Annotated in this window: 23 protein-coding genes; 9 read left to right on the top strand and 14 right to left on the bottom strand. The window is 41.6% G+C overall.

Annotation, left to right across the window (positions count from 1 at the left end; translation table 11 throughout):
• Window positions 1-23 precede the first annotated feature (23 nt).
• The 6 genes from GVX98_RS13300 to rodA all read left to right on the top strand — a co-directional run bounded on the left by GVX98_RS13300 (window position 24) and on the right by rodA (window position 6,242).
• Complete coding sequence (locus GVX98_RS13300) at window positions 24-1,664, top strand: CTP synthase (RefSeq protein WP_159128356.1); 1,641 nt, start codon at window positions 24-26, stop codon at window positions 1,662-1,664.
• A 31-nt stretch (window positions 1,665-1,695) separates the two neighbouring features.
• Window positions 1,696-2,553 (top strand): 3-deoxy-8-phosphooctulonate synthase, encoded by an 858-nt coding sequence (gene kdsA, locus GVX98_RS13295; protein ID WP_004981871.1) that lies wholly within the window; start codon window positions 1,696-1,698, stop codon window positions 2,551-2,553.
• A 60-nt stretch (window positions 2,554-2,613) separates the two neighbouring features.
• Complete coding sequence (eno, locus tag GVX98_RS13290; protein WP_004696631.1) at window positions 2,614-3,903, top strand: phosphopyruvate hydratase; 1,290 nt, start codon at window positions 2,614-2,616, stop codon at window positions 3,901-3,903.
• Between the two features lie 13 nt (window positions 3,904-3,916).
• Entirely contained in the window at window positions 3,917-4,312 is a 396-nt protein-coding gene (locus tag GVX98_RS13285) for a septum formation initiator family protein (RefSeq protein WP_004696633.1), read from the top strand.
• Window positions 4,272-4,991, top strand: coding sequence for a 2-C-methyl-D-erythritol 4-phosphate cytidylyltransferase (gene ispD, locus GVX98_RS13280; protein WP_159128355.1), 720 nt, complete (start codon window positions 4,272-4,274; stop codon window positions 4,989-4,991). Before GVX98_RS13285 ends, ispD begins: the two co-directional genes overlap by 41 nt.
• A gap of 114 nt (window positions 4,992-5,105) precedes the next feature.
• On the top strand, window positions 5,106-6,242 hold the full coding sequence (gene rodA, locus GVX98_RS13275; RefSeq protein ID WP_004696637.1) for a rod shape-determining protein RodA: 1,137 nt from the start codon (window positions 5,106-5,108) through the stop codon (window positions 6,240-6,242).
• An 81-nt stretch (window positions 6,243-6,323) separates the two neighbouring features.
• Here the strand turns inward: rodA and GVX98_RS13270 are convergent, their stop codons facing one another.
• The 6 genes from GVX98_RS13270 to betI form a co-directional block, all read right to left on the bottom strand.
• The gene (locus tag GVX98_RS13270; RefSeq protein WP_159128354.1) at window positions 6,324-6,809 is read right to left on the bottom strand and encodes a hypothetical protein; all 486 of its coding nucleotides are present in this window, start codon (window positions 6,807-6,809) and stop codon (window positions 6,324-6,326) included.
• A gap of 56 nt (window positions 6,810-6,865) precedes the next feature.
• Window positions 6,866-8,140, bottom strand: a complete 1,275-nt coding sequence (locus tag GVX98_RS13265) for an MFS transporter (protein ID WP_159128353.1) — start codon at window positions 8,138-8,140, stop codon at window positions 6,866-6,868.
• A 73-nt stretch (window positions 8,141-8,213) separates the two neighbouring features.
• Window positions 8,214-9,848, bottom strand: coding sequence for a malate dehydrogenase (quinone) (gene mqo / locus GVX98_RS13260; protein ID WP_159128352.1), 1,635 nt, complete (start codon window positions 9,846-9,848; stop codon window positions 8,214-8,216).
• Window positions 9,849-10,344: 496 nt separating this feature from the next.
• Entirely contained in the window at window positions 10,345-12,009 is a 1,665-nt protein-coding gene (betA, locus tag GVX98_RS13255; protein ID WP_159128351.1) for a choline dehydrogenase, read from the bottom strand.
• 120 nt (window positions 12,010-12,129) lie between these two features.
• Window positions 12,130-13,602, bottom strand: coding sequence for a betaine-aldehyde dehydrogenase (betB, locus tag GVX98_RS13250; RefSeq protein ID WP_159128350.1), 1,473 nt, complete (start codon window positions 13,600-13,602; stop codon window positions 12,130-12,132).
• On the bottom strand, window positions 13,595-14,221 hold the full coding sequence (gene betI, locus GVX98_RS13245) for a transcriptional regulator BetI (protein WP_004696646.1): 627 nt from the start codon (window positions 14,219-14,221) through the stop codon (window positions 13,595-13,597). Before betI ends, betB begins: the two co-directional genes overlap by 8 nt.
• Window positions 14,222-14,767: 546 nt before the next feature.
• On the opposite strand from betI, the gene GVX98_RS13240 reads away from it, so the two are divergent.
• A complete protein-coding gene (locus GVX98_RS13240; RefSeq protein ID WP_159128349.1) occupies window positions 14,768-16,828 on the top strand; it encodes a choline transporter in 2,061 nt (686 codons plus the stop codon).
• Between the two features lie 12 nt (window positions 16,829-16,840).
• Window positions 16,841-17,455 (top strand): MarC family protein, encoded by a 615-nt coding sequence (locus GVX98_RS13235; RefSeq protein ID WP_004981851.1) that lies wholly within the window; start codon window positions 16,841-16,843, stop codon window positions 17,453-17,455.
• Between the two features lie 54 nt (window positions 17,456-17,509).
• Here GVX98_RS13235 and GVX98_RS13230 read toward each other — a convergent pair whose 3' ends face one another.
• The 8 genes from GVX98_RS13230 to GVX98_RS13195 form a co-directional block, all read right to left on the bottom strand.
• Complete coding sequence (locus GVX98_RS13230; RefSeq protein ID WP_004696655.1) at window positions 17,510-17,812, bottom strand: cyd operon YbgE family protein; 303 nt, start codon at window positions 17,810-17,812, stop codon at window positions 17,510-17,512.
• A 3-nt stretch (window positions 17,813-17,815) separates the two neighbouring features.
• Window positions 17,816-17,917 carry a cytochrome bd-I oxidase subunit CydX gene (cydX, locus tag GVX98_RS13225; RefSeq protein WP_002120988.1) on the bottom strand — a complete coding sequence of 34 codons (102 nt, stop codon included), beginning with the start codon at window positions 17,915-17,917 and terminating at the stop codon, window positions 17,816-17,818.
• 24 nt (window positions 17,918-17,941) lie between these two features.
• The gene (cydB, locus tag GVX98_RS13220) at window positions 17,942-19,087 is read right to left on the bottom strand and encodes a cytochrome d ubiquinol oxidase subunit II (protein ID WP_004981849.1); all 1,146 of its coding nucleotides are present in this window, start codon (window positions 19,085-19,087) and stop codon (window positions 17,942-17,944) included.
• The gene (locus GVX98_RS13215; RefSeq protein WP_159128348.1) at window positions 19,084-20,664 is read right to left on the bottom strand and encodes a cytochrome ubiquinol oxidase subunit I; all 1,581 of its coding nucleotides are present in this window, start codon (window positions 20,662-20,664) and stop codon (window positions 19,084-19,086) included. Before GVX98_RS13215 ends, cydB begins: the two co-directional genes overlap by 4 nt.
• Window positions 20,664-20,855 carry a cytochrome oxidase putative small subunit CydP gene (gene cydP / locus GVX98_RS13210; protein ID WP_004696660.1) on the bottom strand — a complete coding sequence of 64 codons (192 nt, stop codon included), beginning with the start codon at window positions 20,853-20,855 and terminating at the stop codon, window positions 20,664-20,666. Before cydP ends, GVX98_RS13215 begins: the two co-directional genes overlap by 1 nt.
• 703 nt (window positions 20,856-21,558) lie before the next feature.
• Complete coding sequence (locus tag GVX98_RS13205) at window positions 21,559-22,176, bottom strand: OB-fold-containig protein (RefSeq protein WP_004981845.1); 618 nt, start codon at window positions 22,174-22,176, stop codon at window positions 21,559-21,561.
• Between the two features lie 18 nt (window positions 22,177-22,194).
• Window positions 22,195-22,506 (bottom strand): Rieske (2Fe-2S) protein, encoded by a 312-nt coding sequence (locus GVX98_RS13200; protein WP_171503370.1) that lies wholly within the window; start codon window positions 22,504-22,506, stop codon window positions 22,195-22,197.
• 14 nt (window positions 22,507-22,520) lie between these two features.
• Window positions 22,521-23,525 carry an adenosine kinase gene (locus tag GVX98_RS13195; RefSeq protein ID WP_035326943.1) on the bottom strand — a complete coding sequence of 335 codons (1,005 nt, stop codon included), beginning with the start codon at window positions 23,523-23,525 and terminating at the stop codon, window positions 22,521-22,523.
• Between the two features lie 139 nt (window positions 23,526-23,664).
• On the opposite strand from GVX98_RS13195, the gene GVX98_RS13190 reads away from it, so the two are divergent.
• Complete coding sequence (locus GVX98_RS13190; protein ID WP_004696669.1) at window positions 23,665-24,114, top strand: GNAT family N-acetyltransferase; 450 nt, start codon at window positions 23,665-23,667, stop codon at window positions 24,112-24,114.
• Window positions 24,115-24,122: the final 8 nt, after the last annotated feature.

Here is a 24,122-nt window from a genome sequence, read left to right as displayed (position 1 = left end):
GGCTCGATTGTACGAGAAACCCAATGACCCATTTTATTTTCGTGACTGGTGGTGTAGTTTCATCACTAGGTAAAGGTATTTCAGCTGCTTCAGTTGCTGCGCTTTTAGAAGCCCGTGGATTAAAAGTAACCATGGTAAAAATGGATCCATACATTAATGTCGATCCAGGGACTATGAGCCCGTTCCAACATGGTGAAGTTTTTGTCACAGAGGATGGTGCAGAAACCGATTTAGACTTGGGTTATTACGAACGTTTCTTGCGTCGTGCGAAAATGACCAAGTTAAATAACTTTACTTCTGGTCGCGTATACCAAGACGTTTTAAATAAAGAACGCCGTGGTGACTACCTTGGTGGAACTGTTCAAGTTATTCCACATATTACAGACAACATCAAAGAACGTGTACTTCGTGCAGGCGAAGGTTATGACGTTGCGATTGTTGAAATTGGCGGTACAGTAGGTGACATCGAATCTCTCCCATTCATGGAATCTGTACGTCAACTTATGGTTGAACTAGGTCATAAGCGCACTATGCTTATGCACTTAACTTTGCTTCCATATATCAAATCTGCGGCAGAGTTGAAAACTAAACCAACTCAACACTCGGTAAAAGAATTGTTGTCGATTGGTATTCAGCCAGACATTTTAATTTGTCGTACTGAATATGATGTTGATGCAGACACGACCCGTAAAATTGCCTTGTTCACAAACGTTGAGGCGCGTGCAGTTGTGGTGTGTAAAGATGCACGCAGCATTTACCAAATTCCGCGTACATTCTACGAACAAAATGTTGATGACTTGATCTGTGAACGTTTTGGTTTCAATGACTTACCTGAAGCCGATTTAACAGATTGGGACAATGTTGTAGAAGCATTACTTAACCCTGAATACACTGTACGTGTTGCAATGGTTGGTAAGTATGTTGAACTTCCAGATGCGTATAAGTCTGTGAATGAAGCGCTTTTACATGCGGGCATTCAGAATCGCGTTAAAGTTCAAATTGACTATGTCAATGCTGAAGAACTTGAAAGCCAAGATGTCAATGAAGTATTGACAGATATGGATGCAATCTTGGTACCGGGCGGGTTTGGTGAACGTGGTACTGAAGGGAAAATGCAAGCGATTAAATTCGCACGTGAAAACGGTGTTCCATTCTTGGGTATTTGTTTAGGTATGCAGTTGGCTGTGATCGAATATGCACGTAATGTCGTGGGTATTAGTGACGCGAGTTCGACTGAATTCAACCGTTCGACTAAGTCTCCATTGATTGGTCTAATCACTGAATGGTTAGATGAACGTGGTGAAGTTCAACAGCGTAATGTTGATTCTGATCTTGGTGGTACGATGCGTCTTGGTGCTCAAAAATCAGAATTGGTTGAAGGGACTAAAACACGTGAAGTGTATGGTTCAGCAGATATTATTGAACGTCACCGTCACCGCTATGAGATGAATAACCGTTTTATTCCAGCGCTTGAAGAAGCTGGCATGAAAATTTCGGGCTATTCACCTGTACAGCACTTAGTAGAAACAGTTGAAATTCCTCAACATCCTTGGTTTATTGCTGTACAATTCCACCCGGAATTTACAAGTTCACCACGTGATGGACACCCATTATTTGCTAGTTTTATTGATGCTGCAAAAGCACAGTACAAAAAAGCGAAGTAATTTGGGTTAAGCAATAAACTAGGAAGTTTAAATGTCACAATTAAAACCACAAGAAATTGTACGTTTAGGCGATATACAAATGGCAAACCACTTGCCATTTGTACTATTCGGCGGCATGAACGTACTTGAGTCTAAAGATTTGGCTTTTGAAATTGCAGAGACCTATGTCGATATCTGCAAGCGTTTGGAGATTCCTTACGTATTTAAAGCCAGTTTTGATAAGGCCAACCGTTCAAGCTTGAACTCGTTTCGAGGGCCAGGCCTAGAAAAAGGGATTGAGTGGTTAGCTGACATTAAAAAACATTTCAATGTACCCATCATTACTGATGTACATGAGCCTTACCAAGCTGCACCTGTAGCGGAAGTTGCGGATATTATTCAACTTCCTGCTTTCCTAAGTCGTCAGACTGATTTGGTTGAAGCGATGGCAAAAACTGATGCCATCATTAACATCAAAAAAGCACAATTCCTTGCACCTCATGAAATGCGCCATATTTTGCATAAGTGTTTAGAGGCAGGGAATGACAAGCTCATTATTTGTGAACGTGGTTCGGCATTTGGTTACAACAATTTGGTTGTAGACATGTTGGGCTTCGACATCATGAAAGAAATGAATGTTCCTGTGTTTTTTGATGTGACCCATGCGCTTCAAACTCCGGGTGGTCGTGCGGATTCTGCGGGCGGTCGTCGCGCGCAAATCACGACACTTGCTCGCGCGGGAATGGCAACAGGTCTAGCAGGTTTATTCTTGGAAGCGCATCCAGACCCAGAAAAAGCCAAGTGTGATGGACCATGCGCGTTGCGTATGTCTCAGCTTGAGCCTTTCTTGGCGCAGCTAAAAGAATTGGATACCTTGGTTAAAGGCTTCCAAAAGCTAGATACACACTAAATTATAAACTCATTGATGCCATCTAAAGCATCTCGTTATTAATCAACTGAGGAATTGTTCATGAGCCAAATCGTTGACATTCGTGCACGTGAAATTTTGGACTCTCGTGGTAACCCAACCATCGAAGCAGACGTAATCTTAGCATCTGGCGTAGTTGGCCGTGCATGTGCACCATCTGGTGCTTCAACTGGTTCTCGTGAAGCTTTAGAACTTCGTGATGGCGACAAAGCACGCTATTTGGGTAAAGGTGTTAAAACTGCGGTTAACAACGTAAACACGATTATCCGTGATGCTTTAGTGGGCAAATCAGTATTTGAACAAAAAGACATCGATAACACGATGATCGAACTTGATGGTACTGAAAACAAAGAAAAATTGGGTGCGAATGCAACTTTAGCGGTATCACTAGCTGCTGCACGTGCTGCTGCTGATGAAAAGAAAATTCCTCTTTTCCAATACATCGCAGACTTACGTGGTCAAACCATTTTGACTATGCCTGTACCAATGATGAACATCATCAATGGTGGTTCGCATGCAGACAACAATGTTGATATTCAAGAGTTCATGATTGAGCCAGTAGGCTTCACTTCATTCTCTGAAGCATTGCGTGCAGGTGCTGAAATCTTCCATTCTCTAAAATCAGTTTTAAACAAAAAAGGTTTAAACACTGCTGTGGGTGATGAAGGTGGTTTTGCACCGAACTTACGTTCAAACGAAGAAGCGATCACTGTTATTCTTGAAGCGATTGGTCAAACTGGTTACAAAGCAGGTTCTGACATTATGCTTGCGCTTGACTGTGCATCTTCAGAATTTTACAAAAATGGTCAGTACATCCTTGCTGGTGAAGGCAATAAAGCATTCACAAGCAACCAGTTCTCTGACTATTTAGCGGGCCTTGTCAACCAATATCCAATTATCTCAATTGAAGATGGTTTAGATGAATCAGATTGGGAAGGCTGGTCTTATTTGACGTCTATCCTTGGTGATAAAATCCAATTGGTGGGTGATGACTTGTTCGTTACAAACCCTAAGATTTTACAACGTGGTATTAATGAGAAAGTAGGTAACTCTATCTTAATCAAATACAACCAAATTGGTACGTTGACTGAAACTCTAGATGCAATCTATCTTGCGAAAGAAAATGGTTACTCTACAGTGATTTCACACCGTTCTGGCGAAACTGAAGATTCTACGATTGCAGATCTTGCGGTGGGTACTGCTGCTGGTCAAATCAAGACAGGTTCACTGTGCCGTTCTGACCGTGTTGCGAAATACAACCAATTGCTTCGTATTGAAGAATTGACAAATGCTGCTTACCGCGGTAAAGCTGAGTTTAAAGGTTTAAACTAAGCGACTGATGTCAATGTTCAATGTATTCGACTCGTTGATGAGTAAAGTACTACTAGGCCTTGCGATCATTTTGATCGCAGGGTTTCAGTATTTATACTGGTTTGGTGAGGGTGGTTATCAAGACCATTTACAACTCACACAAAAAATCCAACAACAAACTGAAATTAATAACGACTTAAAAGAACGTAATCGTGTCTTGGCGGCAGAAGTGTATGATTTGAAAAATGGTATTGAAGCCATTGAAGAGCATGCGCGTCTAGATTTGGGTTTAATCAAACCCCGAGAAACGTTTATTCAAATGAGTACCATTAGTACTCAATATAAGCCTGTTTATATTAATCCTAACGCCCAAATTGATTTGAGAACCAATGAAGACGATGAGCCTGAAACCCCTCCAGCTACCCCATAAATTGTGGGCTATTATTCCTGCTGCTGGCTCGGGTAGTCGCTTTTCTAAAACTGAACTAAAACAATATCAAATGATTGGACAAAAGACCGTACTTGAACATACGGTTTTACGCCTTAATCAATTGCCCTTGCAGGGCTATGTTTTGGCGATTGGTTCAGATGATGATGTCGCTCAAAGTTTGCCTTTTACCAACATGGAAAAAGCACATTTTTGTAAAGGTGGTGCTGAGCGTGTAGACTCAGTGCTCAGTGCGCTCAACTATCTTTCCACAATCGCTGATGCTGACGACTGGGTCTTTGTGCATGATGCAGCACGTCCATGTGTCACGCAGGATTGTTTAGTGAGACTGGTTGATAGTGCTATTCAGTCCAATACCGGAGCGATTTTAGCTATTCCTGTTAGAGATACGTTAAAGCGTGTAGCCTCAGCGCAAGATATTCAAGAAACCGTTGATCGCTCACAGCTTTGGCAGGCACAAACTCCGCAGATTGCTAAACTGGGGGTGCTGAAAAACTCAATTGAACATGCACTAGAGGCACAAGCCTTAATTACAGATGAAGCCAGTGCTTTAGAGTTTGTTGGTGAGAAGGTTCAAGTCGTACAAGGGCGCTCCGATAATATTAAAATTACCTATCCAGATGACCTTGAGCTTGCGCGCCTGATTTTGGCGGCACAATAAAAAATTATTTGGATTTATTGAGCTAAAACTACAGAAATATGGGTTTGAATGATGTTATCTAAAACACTTTGAACTTATAATTTGCCCTGTCTTTAGCTCATTCAATTTACGCAAATGATACCATCACAGCAGTATCGTTTTTTACGTCAGTCTTTACGTGACGGTAGAAGCATTAAACATGACTCATCTCGCTGGGCTAAATTACATTTAGATCCATGGCTTTTATGCTTTCTGATTTTAAATGCCGTGTTGGGGTTGTTGGTCATTTATAGTGCTTCAGCGCAAGATATGGGCATGGTGTTTCGCCAAGCCACAAGCTTTGCTGTGGGTTTCATTGTGATGATTATCTGTGCGCAAATCCCACCCAAAGTCTATCAGGCCATTAGTCCTTATTTTTTCATCTTTGCTGTAATTTTAATGGTACTGGTCTTGGTGGTGGGCGAAACCCGCATGGGAGCCAGGCGTTGGATTAGTCTACCTGGTATTGGTAGTATGCAGCCTTCTGAGTTTATGAAGTTTGCCATGCCTTTGATGATGGCGTGGTACTTTGCAGGTCGCGCATTCCCGCCGAAGTTTATGCATATTGTGATCTCGTTGGGCATCATGATGTTGCCATTTTTATTGGCGGCTTTACAGCCTGACTTAAACCTAGGTCTCTTGATTCCTGGTGTGTGCGTCATTTTCCTCAGCGGTATCTCTTGGCGGCTCATTGCTTTGGCCTGTGGTGCATTGGCTGTTGTGGCTCCCTTACTTTGGATGTTCTTTTTGCAAGAATATCAAAAAAAGCGAGTGCTCACTTTATTTGATCCAGAGTCAGATGCATTAGGCGCGGGTTGGAATATTATCCAATCCAAAATTGCCATTGGTTCAGGTGGTTTAATGGGGAAGGGCTTTACGGAAGGCACACAGTCACATTTGGGGTATTTGCCTGAGCACCATACCGACTTCATTATGTCGACGTATGCGGAAGAGTTTGGCTTTATTGGTGTGTTCTTGCTGTTTAGTTTGTTTGCAGCCATTATCATTCGTTGTTTGATTATTGGTATGAACAGCTTCCATAATTTTGGGCGTTTATACGCGGGTGCTGTGGGCTTAACGTTCTTCTTCTTTGTGTTGTTAAACTCGGGGATGGTCAGTGGGATTTTACCTGTAACAGGTGACCCATTGCCACTGATGAGTTATGGTGGAACCGCGGTGATTACCATGCTAGCGAGCATGGGCATTGTGATGTCAATCCATACTCATCGCTAAAGTCTAAAAGAATCAAGCCAGCGATATTGCTGGCTTTTTTGTGTTTAAAATAAGAAGAAAACGCTAACGTTTTTTTGATCTTTATAAAGCACCATATTGTTGCCATGTTTCGCCTGTATGCAGGCTATCATAATAGTTTTGCAGAGTGTTCAAGTCATGGTGTTGCGTATAAGCCAGTATAAAAAGGCCAAAAATTAAAACCGCCTTCAATCGATTTAAACGCAAATGTTGCTGCGGTAAATAGCCTAAGCTAAGTAGGGTGAGTATGACAGAGGGAAGAATGGCAATACTTTCAGGCTGAGAAAGAAACCTCCAATCATTGAGATAAATCAGAATTAAAATGAGGCCAATCAATCCCATATAGTTATAGATCTTTTTATTTACAGATGCTTTAAAAACAGTAATTGTTTGAAAAATTAAAATTAGACCACTGAAAAGGTATGTGCTTTTTCCACCAATAATCACACTATAGATTGCATTGAATAGGCAATAAGCCAACAACACGGATAGTACGAAAGAATAGAGTTTGACATAGAGAGTGTGTGAAAAGGGCAGAATCTGTTTCATAATTTGCGCTATTGAAAACTCACATCATATTAAAAGAAGATTTGAAGCTTAACATGCTATTCGATTCTTGTGACGGTGGCATGTTTTTGTTGTGTTGGAGATGGCTTGAGTAAATGTCGCGTACGAGTAGAACTTAGACCACAGATCATTAAACACAGCGTCCCGCCAATAAGTACTGCTGGCACTACCGAAAAATAGCGCGTCATTAGGCTTGTGTGTAGGGCACCGAGTTGATTGCCTGAAGTCACTAAGATGCCATTTAAAGCGGCTACACGTCCTAATAGTGCTTTTGGAGGGAGTTGCTGTAATAAAGTTTGTCGAATGATCATGCTGATACTATCAAAGGCACCGATCAAAACAAGGAAGAAGACTGAGAGCCAAGCATAGGAGGATAATGCAAAGGCTAAAGTGCATAAAGCAATTGCAAAACTACTATAGAGCATGTTTCTCCATGCATTTTGCATTGGAGAATAACAGGTCAACATCAACATCATGATACAGGCGCCAATGGCTGGTGCTGCTCTGAGTATACCTAGGCCTTCAACGCCGAGATGCAGGATATCGTGTGCAAAAATAGGTAGTAAGATAATGACACTACAAAAAAGCATGGCGCTGAGATCCAACAATATACTCCAAAACATCAGTGGATGTTTAAAAATAAACAAATAGGCTTCTTTCAAACTTTTGCTTAAATGCTGTTTATGTGGGCTAGGGAATTGACGAGGACTTAATCCGAATAAGCAGATGCTACCCATGCAACATAACAGAAAAACAATAAAGAGGGTTTTTTCAAGCCCAATTTGGCCGAGTAAAAGTCCTGCGCATAAAGGCGCTAAAATACCGCCCATTTGCCAAATGAGCGCAGTCCATGTGGCTGCATTGCTATAGGCTGACTCGGGGGTTAGAAAAGGGCGTAATGAATTAAAAGATGGGCTGTAAATGCCTCTAAGTATGCCTAAGCAAAAGATGAGGCTATAAATGCCGCATAAAAGAGTATTTTGTTGAATGTGCTGTTGTTGATACTGAGAAAAAAGAACAATAAATAATAATGGAATTAGAGTGCTACAGCTAAAACTCCACTGCACAATTTTTTGTCGGTTATAGCGGTCAGCCCAGTCGCCACTAATCAGGGAGAGGCAAATAAAGGGAAGTAACTCAATTAATGCAATCATGCCAAGGCTGAGTGGGTTCTGAGTGAGTTGGTAGACGCTATAGGCAATGACGACTTCTTGAATCATGATGGCTAGAATTAAGCACAACTGATTGACACTCAGAAGTGAAAAATCACGTGAACGAAAAGCCAAAAAAGCGTCGGAATGGAAAAGCGACATAAACAGAATAGTTTCAAATATGAATTAAAAAAAGGATGGTGCAAAGTCCATCCTTTTTAGGGTTTAAAGCAGATTACTGTGCTTTTGCTACCGCAACAGTTTCGTCATTTGCAGCCTTAGCCATAGGTGTGTATTTCAAACCTAGGGTTGTGCTGGTGTACTGGCGAACTTGGTCAAGAAGAACAGGATTAGTGCTGAGCTCTTGTTGGTACGATTTTACAATTTCATGTAATTTCGGATTCCATTTACCTTCTACTTGTTGTGGGAATGCTTTTTCAAGCAAGCTCAACATAATATAAGGAGAAGTTGAAGCACCTGGTGAAGCACCTAATAGGGCAGTCACAGCACCGTCTTGTGATGCAAAAATCTCGGTACCAAATTGTAAGCTTGCAGGTTTGCCTGGTTCTTTCTTAATGATTTGAACACGTTGACCACCTTGATTCATGCGCCAGTCTTCTGGTTTTGCATCAGGGTAGTATTTTTTCAATTCATTAAAACGGTCGGCATCGGTCATCATTACTTGGCTCACCAAGTATTTCACCAAATCAAGATTTTCCATACCCACAGCAGTCATTGGTAAAACGTTGTTCTTCGTGGTTGATTTCAATAAATCAAGCTGAGAACCTTGTTTTAAGAACTTGTTTGAATAAGTTGCAAATGGGCCAAATAACACATATTTTTTACCGTCGATATAACGTGTATCAATATGTGGAACAGACATTGGAGGTGCGCCTAACTCAGCACGACCATAAACTTTTGCAGTATGACCTTCAGTGACTTTTGGGTTGTCGGTCATTAAGAACACGCCACCTACAGGGAAGCCAGCATATTGCTTCGCTTCTGGTAAGCCTGTCATTTGTAAAAGCTTAACCGCTGCACCACCTGCACCAATAAAGACAAAGCGCGTTTTCACGTGATCTGTTTTACCTGTAGTGAGGTTTTTAAATGCAACCGTCCACGTTTTATCATCGTTTTGGCTAATGCCAGTCACTTCAGTCGATGTTTGTAGTTTGAAGTTAGATTGTTTTTTAAGGTGATCGACCAATTGAGTGGTGATCGAACCATAGTTCACATCCGAACCGACATCCATGCGTGTTGCAGCTACTTTCTGTGCAGCATCACGGCCATTCATCACTAAAGGCGCCCATTGTTTAATTTCAGCAGGATTCTCAGAGAATTTCATGCCATAGAACATCGGGTTTTTAACCATTGCAGCATAACGTTTTTCTAGGAAATTCACGTTATCGCCCCAAACGAAGGCAATGTGCGGCACAGGATTGATAAAGCTATTTGGTTGACCCAAAACGCCTTCTTTCACCTGATAAGACCAGAACTGTTTTGCAACTTCAAATTGTTCCGCAACGTTCACCGCTTTAGAAATGTCCATTTTTCCATCTTTTTCAGAGGTATAGTTCATTTCCATAAAGCCAGAGTGGCCTGTGCCGGCATTGTTGAAGCCGTTTGAGCTTTCTTGCGCAACATTGTCTAGGCGTTCATACATGCGAATTTGCCAGTTTGGCTCAAGCTCGCTTAGATATGTGCCTAAAGTTGCACTCATGATTCCACCGCCAACTAAGACTGCGTCAACAACAGGCTCATTGCTGGTGGTTTGAATTTTTTTAGACGTGATGGGTCTAAATAAGAAAATTACGACTGCAATAATAAGCAGTACGATCAATACCAAAAGGTATTTTAAAAATTTGTTCATGCGATTATTACCTTGGGGAGCAGGTTTTGGATCGCTTTATAGCGAATAGAATAAAAATAAGAAGAATGATAGAGCTGCTTATAAATGATCAGCTTGGTATAGTTGAAGTAATACTTAAAAGCTGAAAAGCGCACAAAAAATATAAGTTTTGAGCCTATCACACAGTTCTGATTTATGAATATTTTAGACTAAATATGTATTGACTTAGTAATTTTTATTGTAAATGGGTTGGGTTAAACTATAAATATGAGTGATGTGTGATATTAATCATTGTTTTTATTGGTGTTTATTTTTGTTAAGATTTGATATTTAAGATATTGATGTTGAATATATATACAAGCATTCAATTTTTTAAAAGCTAAAATGTATAAATTGGATGCTAATAGAAATAGCACTGTTTATACAAAACTCAGCATTGTTGTTTAAGAAAAAATGAATAATCACCTGACTTTATTATTTTAAAGCTAATTAAAGTCAGGTGCTGAGCTATTAAAACTTATTCAGTTTCAGCTTGATAAAAAGGTGCATGAGAACGAGGTAGGGCTGTGCGGCCACGGATTTGATCCGCGATTTTTTCAGCCATCATAATGGTGGTTGCATTTAAGTTACCTGTGATAATCAGCGGCATAATCGATGCATCCACCACACGTAAACTTTGCAGGCCATGCACACGACCTTGTCCATCGACTACCGCCATATCATCTTCACCCATTTTACAACTACAGGATGGATGATAAGCCGTTTCAGCGTGATTACGCACAAATTCGTCTAATTCAGCATCGCTACTCACATCTTTTCCAGGGCTAATTTCTTCGCCACGGTAAGGATCAAGCGCAGGTTGGTGCATAATTTCACGAGTAATACGGATGGCATCACGAAATTCTTGCCAGTCTTGTTCTGTCGACATGTAGTTAAATAAAATACTTGGATGGTCGAAAGGATTCTTGGATGTCACATGTACTCGACCGCGTGAAGGCGAGCGCATCGAACCGACATGGGCTTGGAAGCCATGCTCTTTGACGGCATTGCTGCCATTATAGTTAATTGCAACAGGCAAGAAGTGGTATTGAATATTTGGCCAAGCAAACTCTTTAGATGATCGAATAAAGCCGCCTGCTTCAAACTGGTTGCTTGCTCCAATCCCTGTTCCGTTAAACAACCACTCTGCACCAATTGCAGGTTGATTTTGCCATTTTAAAGCAGGGTAGAGAGAAACAGGTTGCTTACACTTATATTGTAAGTACATTTCTAAATGGTCTTGCAGGTTTTCACCGACACCCGGTAAGTCATGCACGACTGGAATGTCGAGAGACTGAAGTAAAGTACTTGAACCAACACCCGAACGTTGCAAAATTTGCGGTGATGCAATCGCCCCTGCACAAAGTAGAACTTCCTTATCGGCATAGACCTGAAGCAAGTTGTTTTGATTAGCACCTTGAATATATTCAACACCAATCGCTTGTTTGCCATTGAACAAAATTTGATTGGTCATGGCATGGGTAATAATGGTTAGATTCGCTCGACCTTTGGCCATATCTAAATAGCCACGTGCTGTGCTTGAGCGTCGACCTTTGGGGGTCACGGTTCGATCCATTGGGCCGAAACCTTCTTGTTGATAACCATTTAAGTCATCGGTGCGTGGATAGCCTGCTTGCACACCCGCTTCAACCATGGCGTGGAATAAAACATTATTGTTTGCTTTAGGCGTGGCAACAGAAACAGGGCCAGCATCGCCATGATAATCATTGCCACCAATATCACGGGTTTCAGCTTTTTTGTAATAAGGCAGACAGTCCGCATAGCTCCAATTTTCAAGACCTTTAAGGCTGGCCCATTGTTCTAAATCCATGGCATTTCCACGGACATAGCACATACCATTAATGAGGGACGAACCGCCTAAGCCTTTGCCGCGACCACATTCCATACGACGGTTGTTCATATGGGGTTCTGGGTCGGTTAAATATGCCCAGTTATAACGACGCCCTTGTAAGGGATAAGCCAAAGCTGCAGGCATTTGAGTGCGAAAGTCGAGGCGATAATCAGGTCCACCCGCTTCAAGTAAGAGCACTGAAACATCAGGGTCTTCAGTTAAGCGAGCAGCCAGTACATTACCTGCTGAACCTGCGCCAATAATAATATAATCGTAGTGCTGAGAATGCATAATGATCCTTTTTCTATGGCAGGACCACGTTGCATGAGAACGTGGCCACATGTTGAGTTGAGGATGAAAAAAAGAATAAATAAAAATGGAGTAAGGGTTTAGATAGTTAAAATTCAGACTTTAAAAAATACTTTGGTATTCATCCAGTTCGACTTGAACCGATTTGATGCGGGTATAGTGTTCAAGTGTGGTGATGCCATTTTCACGTCCGACCCCTGACTGTTTATAACCACCTACAGGCATTTCAGCAGGGGATTCGCCCCATGTATTGATCCAGCAAATCCCTGCCTCAAGTTGATGAATAATTCGATGTGCTTGGGAAATATCTTGTGTGACCACACCCGCAGCTAAACCATAACTGGTGTTGTTGGCACGTTGAATAGCTTCTTCAATATTGTCATAGCTTAAAATGCTCATGACCGGACCAAAGATTTCATCTTGTACAATGTGCATGTCGTCGTGACAGTCGGTGAACACGGTCGGTAATACATATGCGCCCTGAGCAAGCGCTGCTTCGGTGGCACGTTGTCCACCAATCAATAAGGTTGCACCTTGTTTCTTGCCTGACTCAATATAAGACAAGACTTTTTCCATATGCGGAAAGCTGACTAAAGGTCCAAAGTTGGTTTCAGCCTGCATCGGGTCACCTATGCGGATACGTTTTACACGTGCAATCACAGCCTGTTCAAATGCAGCCTTGAGGGTTTGTGGTATAAACACACGGGTGCCATTGGTACATACTTGACCTGAGCTAAAGAAGTTCGCCATTACCGCAATATCGGCTGCGCGATCAAGGTTGGCATCGGCACAAATAATGAGAGGTGATTTGCCACCGAGCTCCATGGTGACTTCTTTGAGACTAGAAGCCGCAGCACTGGCCATGACCTTTTTACCCGTTGCCACACCACCTGTGAACGAAATTTTTTGGATATCTGGGTGTTCAGTCAACCATTGACCCACTTCAGCACCAAAACCTTGTACCACGTTGAAAACACCAGCAGGTACGCCTGCTTCAGTATAGATCTCTGCCAACTTTAAGGCGGTAAGAGGGGTCACTTCGCTGGGTTTAAAAATCATGGCATTCCCAGCAGCAAGGGCCGGAGCTGATTTCCAAAGTGCTATTTGAATTGGATAATTCCAAGCACCAATGCCTGTCACCACACCTAAAGGTTCACGGCGCGTGTAGAAAAAACTACTTTCACGTAGCGGCACTTGTTCACCTTGAATGGCAGTTGCAAGTCCTGCGTAGTACTCTAAAACGTCTGCACCAGTGACAATATCGACGGTAGAGGTCTCACTGAACGCTTTCCCTGTATCGAGTGTTTCTAGGCGAGCTAATTCGTCATTACGAGCGCGTAAAATATCGACGGCACGACGTAAAATACGGGCACGTTCGACTGCCGTCATGGCAGCCCATTTACGTTGCCCTTGTACAGCACTTTGCACAGCTGAATCGACATCAGCTTTAGAGGCTTGCTGAATAGTGGCAATGACCTGACCTGTAGCAGGATTGATACTGTCAAAGCTTTGACCACTGGTGGCATTGAAATATTGTCCGTGAATATAAAGCGAGTGAAGCTGTACATTATTCATTTTGTTGTTCCTGCCGTATCTGTTGAATTAAGCGAAGTTGCATATCGACATAGTCGTATGCAATAGAACGTGCCAAAACACGATCAAATGCTTGATGACCACTTAAACTTCCACGTAACCATAATCCATCAATCAGTGCTGCTAGCCCTTTAGCGGCTTGGCTTGCTTGGGCCTTTGGCATGAGCTGCAAGAAATGAAACTTCAAATTTGAATAAAGACGTTGGTCATTAATTCGTTGCAGTCGACCTAAGTCGGGTAGGTGCATACTGGCAGACCAAAAATCCAGCCAAACCCGCATAGCAGTGTTGTTGACCTGACTGATGTCAAAGTTGGCATCAATAATCGCTTTGAGCGAATGTTCTGGACTGGGCTGCGTCACCTTTGCTTTATAGCTCGCCGTAGTCTTGGCTAAGACATTGAGCATTTGGCGCATGCAACTGTGAATGAGGCCTTGTTTATCGCCAAAATAATGACTCACAATGCCCGTAGAAAGCTGTGCTTTTTTCGCAATTTGAGCAATAGTAGTGTTGGATAAGCCCACTTCATAAATGACTGCATAGGCAGCATTAATGATTTCTTCACGGCGCTCATGCTCAGGTTTTACTCTACGTTTATTCATGACAATCCAGAACAATTTGCCTTAAATTTAAAGGCGTTAGATTCAATAACTTACATGGAAAGCATCATAGCATTTTTTTATGATACTTTTTATTGATTGAACGTTCAATCAATAAAAAGTACACTTATGGTTAAATTCGAAACAAAATACTGCTAAATTGCTTTGAGTATTCGACATAACTTTTTATTTATCAAATGGATGTGCCATAAGGGTTTAATCTCAGGACATCTTTCAGAAAAGTGAGCTGATGAGCTATGGGCTTACGGTTTTATACTTTTTTTGAGCTGAGAAAGCTCTTATAGTCATGTTGAAGGGAGATATGTGTAAGATTTCTATCAAAATATCGATGAACAAGGGTGGCTCACATTTCAAAACTGTGTAGCAAATGCACCGTATAAATGATTTAGACCTTCAGGTTTAAAGAAGATAGCGTTTTTATTTCTGATAAAAATACTGTCGATTTCGTTAGTCGATTTTTAAGCTCTCGACCACGAGAAGTTTAAAAATTGGCTTTTGTCTTTTTTTATTTACTTTCTTGAGGATTGTATGGCAACAGATAATCCAAGAGCAGTTGATGATCAAACATTAGCGCCTAAAGACCGTTTAAATGGTGTGGTCTTTTATATTTCAGCTCTCATTATTTTAATTTTTTCTCTTACCACCATTTTGTTTAATGACTTTGCTAACCGAACCTTAAATATGGTTTTGGCGTGGGTAAGTTCAACTTTTAGTTGGTATTACTTACTCGCAGCGACCTTGTATATGGTCTTTGTCATTTTTATTGCCTGTTCTCGCTATGGCAACATCAAATTAGGCCCCAAACATTCCAAGCCTGAATTTAGTCTTTTAAGTTGGTCTGCAATGCTGTTCTCAGCTGGGATCGGCATCGATTTGATGTTTTTCTCGGTAGCGGAACCTTTATCCCACTATATGCATCCACCCGTGGGTGAGGGGCAGACCCTAGAGGCTGCACGTCAAGGCATGGTGTGGACCCTGTTTCACTATGGTCTAACTGGGTGGTGTATGTATGCCTTGATTGGCATGGCATTGGGATATTTTAGTTATCGCTATAATCTACCACTGACCATTCGCTCTGCTTTATATCCGATCTTTGGGAATAAGATTCATGGGCCGATTGGTCATAGTGTTGATACCGCAGCAGTTATCGGGACTATCTTTGGTATTGCTACGACCTGCGGAATTGGGGTGGTACAGCTGAACTACGGCTTACATGTGTTGTTCGATTTACCCGAAAACCTCTGGATGCAAACCGCATTAATTGTGGTTGCGGTGGCAATGACCATTATCTCGGTGACTTCAGGGGTGAATAAGGGGCTGCGTGTTCTTTCCGAGATCAATATTTATGTCTCTGTTGGGTTGATGCTGTTTATTTTGTTTTTGGGCAATACCGAATTTCTATTGAATGCTTTTGTGCAAAATATTGGGGACTACATTAACCGTTTTCCAAGTATGACTTTGGAAAGTTTTGCCTTTCAACAACCGAAAGAATGGATGAACAGTTGGACATTGTTCTTTTGGGCATGGTGGGTGGCTTGGTCACCATTTGTAGGTTTGTTTTTAGCACGGATTTCACGAGGTCGAACCATTCGTGAGTTTGTTAGTGGGACCCTTATTATTCCTCTGTTTTTCACACTCACGTGGTTATCAATATTTGGAAATAGTGCACTACATAGTGTGATTTTTGATGGTAATTTAGCCCTTGCACAGAGTGTCATTGCAAATCCTGCGCATGGTTTTTATGACTTGCTGGCTCAGTATCCATGGTTTCCATTTATTGCAGGTGTAGCCACAATTACTGGCTTACTTTTTTATGTGACCTCGGCGGACTCTGGTGCACTGGTGTTGGGTAATTTCACCACTCAATTTACCAATGTTGATCATGATGCACCGCGATGGTTGAGCGTGTTCTGGGCCGTAGCGATTGGTTTATTGACCCTTGCAATGTTGATGGCTAACGGGATTACGGCACTACAAAATGCCACGATTATTATGGGGTTGCCGTTTAGTTTTGTGATGTTCTTAGTGATGGCAGGTTTGTATAAATCACTGCGGTTAGAAGACTATCGCCAAGCCAGTAGCAGCTTAAATGCCGCACCCGTGGTGGGCAATGTCGACATCCTCAACTGGAAAAAGCGTTTGTCCCGAGTCATGCACCATCCAGGAACAACTGATACTCGGCGTATGCTCGATGACATCTGCCGACCTGCGGTAATGGCCGTTGCAGAGGAAATGCAAAAACGTGGTATCGACATCAGTGTTCAAGAGAGTGCGCTAGAAGAAGACTCAAATCTATATCATTTAGATTTGATGATTCATTTGGAAGAAGAACAAAACTTTGTCTATCAAATTTGGCCAGTACGTTATATCGCACCGACCTTTAGTGAGCGTGGCAAACTAGGTAAACGCTTCTACTACCGTCTTGAAACTTATTTGTATGAAGGTTCTCAAGGCAACGACCTTGTTGGTTATACCAAAGAGCAAGTGATTAATGATGTGCTGGATCGTTATGAACGTCACATGACCTTCTTACATATCAATCGAATCAGTCCGGGGAATCGTCCCTTATTTCCAGACCCTCAAGGATAATTAGGAGGAACCATGTTGACCTCATATTTACATGCTTTTGCTTTGTTTTTCTCATTACTGAATCCGTTTTTAATGAGTATTTACATGATTGGCATGATTCGGAACTCCGAAGCTAAAGTGTTTAATAAGGCCTTGATTCAGGGCTGTCTCATTGCCTTTATAGTATTTATGCTGTTTGCATGGGGCGGAGAAGCGATTTTTAGTAAATATTTAAATGTACGCTTTGAAGCCTTTCAAATATTTGGTGGTCTGATCTTCTTGGTGATTGGTTATCGTTACGTGTTTCAGGGGGCAGATACCATTGGTGAAATGCGTGGTGCGCCTGAGCATTTGGCAGGAACTATTGCCATGCCTTTTATGATTGGTCCAGGTACGATTAGTGCTGCTGTGGTGACAGGTATGGCACTGCCAATCAGCGGCGCAGCGATGATTATTTTCCTGACTTTGGCGTTGACCTGTGGCTTGATGATTTTAATGAAATTTGCGCATGACCATTTGCGTTATAAGCATGCCAAATATATTGACCGTTATGTTGATATTGTTGGGCGACTGTCGGCCTTACTGATTGGAACCATTGCGGTAGATATGATTATTAATGGCATTATTGGTGTCATGGCTGAAATGTAGAATCCAAGAAAAACGAACTATAAAAAAGCCCTCAGTCAATGAGGGCTTTTTTATTTAACTGAAGAACCAGGTGTAATAACCCCAGATCATCAGTGGCCACGATAGAAACGGGCTAAATAGCCATTTCCAAATCCAGTGGCGTGGCACGAACCCGACGCCGTGGATAAAGCCACCTGAGATACCAATCATGATATACATCAGTGCACTATGGCTATAGTGACCATTGTCATCCAACATAGCAGCAGGATGCACTAACAACACCGCTGCAAGTGGAAAGGCCAATAGGCAGGAAATTAGCATCGCAAATTTGTTCGGCTTTTTATCTACAGTTTGGTTTTCCATAGCAACGTCTGTCATGGTTTATTCCTCATCAAGGTCTTGATGATGTTCGATATACAAAGCACTGAGTACACCTGCAAAGCAAGCCATCAAAATGCCGAGAATCCATGCAAAATACCACATAATTTGATCTCCTTAGACACAGCCTTAGTAAAGGCTGTGTGAATTCTCTTTAATGTGTGTGTTGGTAATAACACCCCACATTTTGTAGTAACACCAAGTGGTATAGCACAAAATGAGTGGGACAAAGATACATGCCGCAACTGTCATCACAGTTAACGTCGTTTTACTTGAAACGGCATCCCACATGGTCAAGCTTGCAACAGGTTGAATACTTGATGGCATTAAGAATGGGAACAGCGCAAAACCAGCAGTTAAAATTGCACCCACGACCGCTAAACTTGAACCTAAGAAGCTAAAGCCCGCTTTGTTTTTGCCTGCTGCAAGCACCACAATCAAACCACCTAAGATACCTGCGATAGGCGCAATCATGGTAATTGGGTAAGTCGAGTAGTTGTTCATCCAGCCATGGTTGGCATTGGTCAACACTTCTTTCGCTAATGGGTTAGCAACACCGTTGGTATCAAATGGAGTGACTAAGGTATAACCTTCGATTCCACCAAAGTACAACCAAGCACCAGCACCTAAGAAACAGATGAGATAAACAATGCCCATAAGTTTTGTTGCTTGAGCTGAGCGTCTGCGTAAGTCACCATCGGTACGAAGCATAAGCCATGCACCGCCGTGTGCACACAGCATTGATAAGCTAACGAGACCACAGACTAAAGCAAATGGGTTGAGTAGGGCAAAGAAGCTCCCTGTATAAGTTGAACGAACAGTGTCATCTAAACTAAACGGCACGCCTAAGAACATGTTTCCAAACGCCACACCGAAGACCAGTGCAGGCACAGCACCACCCACGGCTAAACCCCAGTCCCATGACGTACGCCATTTGGTATTTTGTAGTTTAGAGCGGTAGTCAAAGCCGACAGGTCTTAAGAATAGAGCAAACAGTACCAACAGTAGCGCCCAATACATGCCTGAGAATGCTGTTGCATAAACCATTGGCCATGCGGCAAACAATGCACCGCCAGCAGTAATGAACCAAACTTGGTTACCGTCCCAGTGCGGAGCAATGGTGTTGATAGCCGCACGGCGTTCTTCATCTGTTTTGCCCACAAATGGCATGATCGCCATAGAGCCCATATCGAAGCCATCGGTGAGGGCAAAGCCAATCAGCAAGACGCCGACTAAAACCCACCAAATGATTTTGAGTAATTCATATTCGATCATGCTTGAGTCTCCTCATTACGAGCTGCTTCAAGTTTTTCAAAATGGTATTTACCAGTGTGAAGCGAACTTGGACCAAGACGTGAGAATTTGATCATTAAATACATTTCAATAATCAAAAGAACGGTATAGAACGCAGCTAAGGCAGCGATAGAACCCCATACATCACCTGTGCTTAAGCTTGATGCTGACAAGTGTGTAGGTAGAACTTCACCAATCGTCCACGGTTGACGACCTACTTCAGCAACATACCAACCTGTTTGTGCAGCAATCCATGGCAGAGGCAGAGCGAAAAGCGCGAACTTTAGTAACCATGGTTTGTTTTCTGCATTGCGTTTTGCCACAGCAAAGGTTGCTAGAGCAAATAACAACAGCATAAGGAAACCAGATACAACCATGGCACGGAATGCCCAGAATAAGCTTGGTACGTGCGGAATCGTGTCTTTTGCAGCAGATTTGATTTGATCTTCAGATGCATCAACTACATTTGGTGTGTATTTCTTCAAAAGTAAGCCATAGCCCAAGTCTTTTTGAGTTTCAGCAAAGGCAGCTTTTAGCTCTGGAGAAGTATCACCCGCGCGTAGTTTTTCCAGTTGTGAGTAAGCCACTATACCGTTACGAATACGATCTTCGTGTTGTACGATCAAATCTTTAATACCAGTCACTTCTTTGTCTAAAGAACGTGTTGCAATAAGACCCATCACATATGGAATTTTCACTGCATAATCTGTAGTCATGGTTTCTTTATTTGGAATACCAAACAAAGTAAAGGGTGCAGGTGCAGGGTGAGTATCCCATTCTGCTTCAATGGCCGCGAGTTTAGTTTTCTGAACATCACCGAGTTCATAACCTGACTCATCGCCCAGTAAAATCACTGAAAGTGTTGAAGCTAAACCAAAAATTGCGGCAATGGCAAATGAACGACGCGCAAACGGAATATCACGTTTTTTCAGTAAGTAGTAGCTTGAAATAGCAAGGACGAAAATAGCACCTGTCACATAACCTGCAGACACGGTATGTACAAATTTTACCTGTGCAACTGGGTTAAAAATGAGAGCACCAAAATCTACCAGTTCCATGCGCATGGTTTCATAGTTAAATACAGAACCGACAGGGTTTTGCATCCAACCATTTGCAACCAAAATCCATAAGGCAGACATATTAGAACCGAGTGCAACCAGCCATGTAACACATAAGTGCTGCACTTTGGATAAGCGATCCCATCCAAAGAAGAACAGACCGATGAATGTCGATTCTAAGAAGAATGCCATTAATCCTTCAATGGCTAATGGAGCACCGAAAATATCCCCCACATAGTGTGAGTAATATGCCCAGTTAGTCCCGAACTGGAACTCCATGGTTAAGCCAGTAGTGACCCCTAAAGCGAAGTTAATACCGAAGAGTTTCCCCCAAAACTTGGTCATGTCTTTATAAATTTCTTTACCTGAAATCACATAGGTGGTTTCCATAATGGCAAGAATAAAGGCAAGCCCCAGTGTAAGTGGAACAAAAATAAAGTGATACATCGCGGTCATAGCGAACTGGAACCGCGAAAGATCGACCACGCTTTCAGATATCATCAACGTGTCTCCTTGATTGGGGATGGATTGCCTGCAATACGCTCAGCAACTTGATTGTCAAAATTTTTAGGAATAGTCGGGGCGTCAAACCAGATGTTCTTAATAACCATTAAAATAATCACCTTAATGATTAAAATGGCCACAATCTCTCTGGTGACTTTTTGATTGAGATTTTTGGGGACTAAGCTCATTTCACAAAGCCTATTTTTTAACTTGCTTTATATTATTAAACAAAAACATACAAAAGATAAATAGTCTTTAAACTTAAATAAAAAATATATTATTAAGTCTTTTAAATACATGAACTTAAAATAATGATGTGATGAAAAATAAACTAATATTTTTGTATTTTAAAGTTGACTAAATTACTTATGTTTATATTTAAATACCTGACTAAAATACTTGTATATATTTATTTTAAATCCGACTAAAACGCTTATATTTAACGTTTATCGTTATTTTATTGATAATTCGTCTTAAGGTAATAAAAGTGATAGGGCTTTTAAATGATAGATTTTAACGGATATGAATCAAGGATGGTTTGATCTGTTGCATACATCACAAGGAAATTAGGAATTGAAAATCGAATTAATATTTAAAAAGTCTTTTATTGTGTCATATAAGCTTGAAGGCAGATGCGGGGAGTAAAATTCTCATTCTGAGCTTAATTTTTGCGCAAATATTTTTAAATTCTAGAAAGCTGGATTGTGAATGAAAGATTACTTTAAAAAGATTGAGCAAGAAGATGAGGCAAGGCTTTGATTTAAACAGAGCATTGTGATGCTTTGTTGGCGGTTGAACCTGTATTAAGATCACTTGGTAGGGAGCATGGCAAAGGATAAACATGCTCATACAGACGTACAGCGTTGAAATAGGATTAGATTTGGTGCTTGTTTAGCGCGTACTTTCGCCGTTAAAAAGTTGATTGGATTTTGAAATTTTCTTTGCTATGTAATGGGACTTTTTTAGACGAATGAGAATAATTTGTGACTGAAATTCAAGTTCACCAAACTCAGGTTCAACTTGCACATAATGGAGTTGACCATATTCATCGCGAACGCGAGCTTGAGCCGAAAAACCAGGACGTGCATTCCCGCTGGAGATGGTCGCCAGACGACCCAGTAAGTTGGTTTGTTTTTTATCCGGTCTTGGTTTAATAACTTGATCCAAACAGTGGATCATAAAAACGGTAAAGAAAATTGCAATAATCAGTGCGGGCAAGATTAGATAGTAAGCCGAAGTAAACGTTTGTTCTTTGGCATAGATGCAGAACTGAAGGAAATAACCTGCAACACTAAAATTAAGTAAGAGAAAAACCACAATCAGCACTTTAGAAAACTTAACGTCTAGCAGTGGAGATTCAGTCAGTTTTTGTGGCGAGAGCCTTTTGAGGAAATGACTTGGGCGGGATTTAAAAAAGTAGCCTAAGGTTTCCACCATGCTGAGTATGACTAAAGTCAATAAGCTGAAATGAAAGAGCATCAAGTCAGGGTGATGTAGCAACTCATACATGGTGAACGTCCAATTTCATTATTCTTCTGTGAGATAAATCCCACCGTCAGAATGCACGGTAATCGCTACTTTTTCAAGTGTTTCGCCTTGGCATGGGCCAGAAATGCATTCACCTGTTTCCACCATAAACAGCGCACCATGGGTCGAACATTCAATAAATTCTTGGTCGCGGTCTAAAAACTGGTTTTCCAAAAATTCAAGTTCAACTTGCAAATGCGGGCAAATGTTTTGGTAAGCAAAGAAGGCACCGTCACGTTGGGTGATAAAAATCGTATTCCCTTTAGGTGTTTCAAAAGAACGCGCTTCGCGTTCCGGGATGTCTTCTGTCATGCAAATTTTTTGCATCATGCACATTCCTTTTGCAGTTGTTGGAACAATTCAGAGTAATCTGCCACAGCCAAACGAGGGCCAAACTGTGACACCACTTCACTTGAAATCAAAATTGCAAGTTGCGCAGCTGTATGTAAGCCTAAGCCCGCATTCACTGCATAAAGGAAGGCACCAGCAAAGGCATCGCCTGCGCCATTGGCATCGATAGCGTGTACTTTACGGCCTGCAACATTAAATGTTTCTTGTGCATTTGAAATAAGTGCACCTTCAGCTGAAAGCGTAATCACCACATGCTGGCTCAGTGTTTTAAGTTTTGCTAAAGCCGCCTCAACTGTTTCAGTTTCAGTGTACATCATGGCTTCTTGCTGGTTACAGAACAATAAGTCCACACCATCCGCTATCATTTCATCTAGACCATGACGCGCGTATTGCACCATTGCAGGGTCAGATAGGGTTAATGCAATTTTAACACCATGAGCTTTGGCAATTTCACGAGCCTGCTTAACAGCTAAACGTGCGCTATCGCTGGTTGAAAGATAACCTTCGATATAGAGCCATTTCGCTGTTTTTAAGGGTTCAAAGTCAATCTGTTGTTCAGTTAACTCGGCTGTAATACCTAAATAGGTATGCATAGTCCGTTCAGAGTCTTCGCTGACCAAAACCATACACGTGCCTGTGACACCTTCACTGATTGATTTTTCAGTGTTTTTAATGCCTGCTTCGTGCAAACCGTTGAGGTAAGTTTGTCCTAGCTCATCATTACCCACGCGGCATGCGTAAAATGCTGAACCACCCAAGGCACTAAAGGCAACGGTGGTGTTGGCTGCTGAACCACCTGAAGCTTGACCTTTATAGCTTTGTGTTTCTTTTAATTTTTTATAAAGATCTGCTTGTGTTTCACCATCAGTTAACTGCATAGTGCCTTTTTGCAAATGTTGTTGAATAAGGAAGTCGTCAGAGACTTTAAATTCTTGGTCGATTAGTGCATTACCAATTGCAAAAAGATCAACAGTTGCCATGTCTTTTTTCGTCACGTATTGAAAATAAAGCGACATTTTACACCAATGCTCAAGATTGCTGTAGTTTGTTGAGGAAAATTCATTTTATTTACGTGGCAAATGTAGTGAAATGGCTTTGCTCATATTCAAGGAAGTTTAGATGGAAATTTTAATTCAAGCGGCAGAACAATTACCTCCTCAAATACAAGCTTTAGCACAACTTGCGGCAAAAGAAGGATATGAACCGTTGACCCGCTTGATCGAAGAATATCAAAGCGGAAAAAATCGTTTTGATCAAAAGGGTGAAGTGTTGTTATTGGCCTACGATCAGGACCAATTGATTGCCTGTGGCGGTTTAAATCAGCAATGGGGTGAAAATGAAATCGAGGCGCGTATTGGGCGCGTACGCCGTTTTTATGTACATCCTAAATACCGTAAGAGCGGTGTGGGTCGTCAGTTGTTGGCACATTTAGAAAAATGTGCACGTCCGAACTTTTCTGCGCTGTGTTTAAATACCGCGGATTTGTCCGCAGCCAGTTTCTATCAGAAGCAAAACTATGTTTTTGTAGAGAATCACCCGAACTATAATTATTTTAAATATCTCATCTAGTTGTACTT

It is taken from the genome of Acinetobacter sp. 8I-beige, assembly GCF_902505955.1.
Lineage (GTDB): Bacteria > Pseudomonadota > Gammaproteobacteria > Pseudomonadales > Moraxellaceae > Acinetobacter > Acinetobacter johnsonii.
This window is presented reverse-complemented; position numbering and strand designations above follow the sequence as displayed.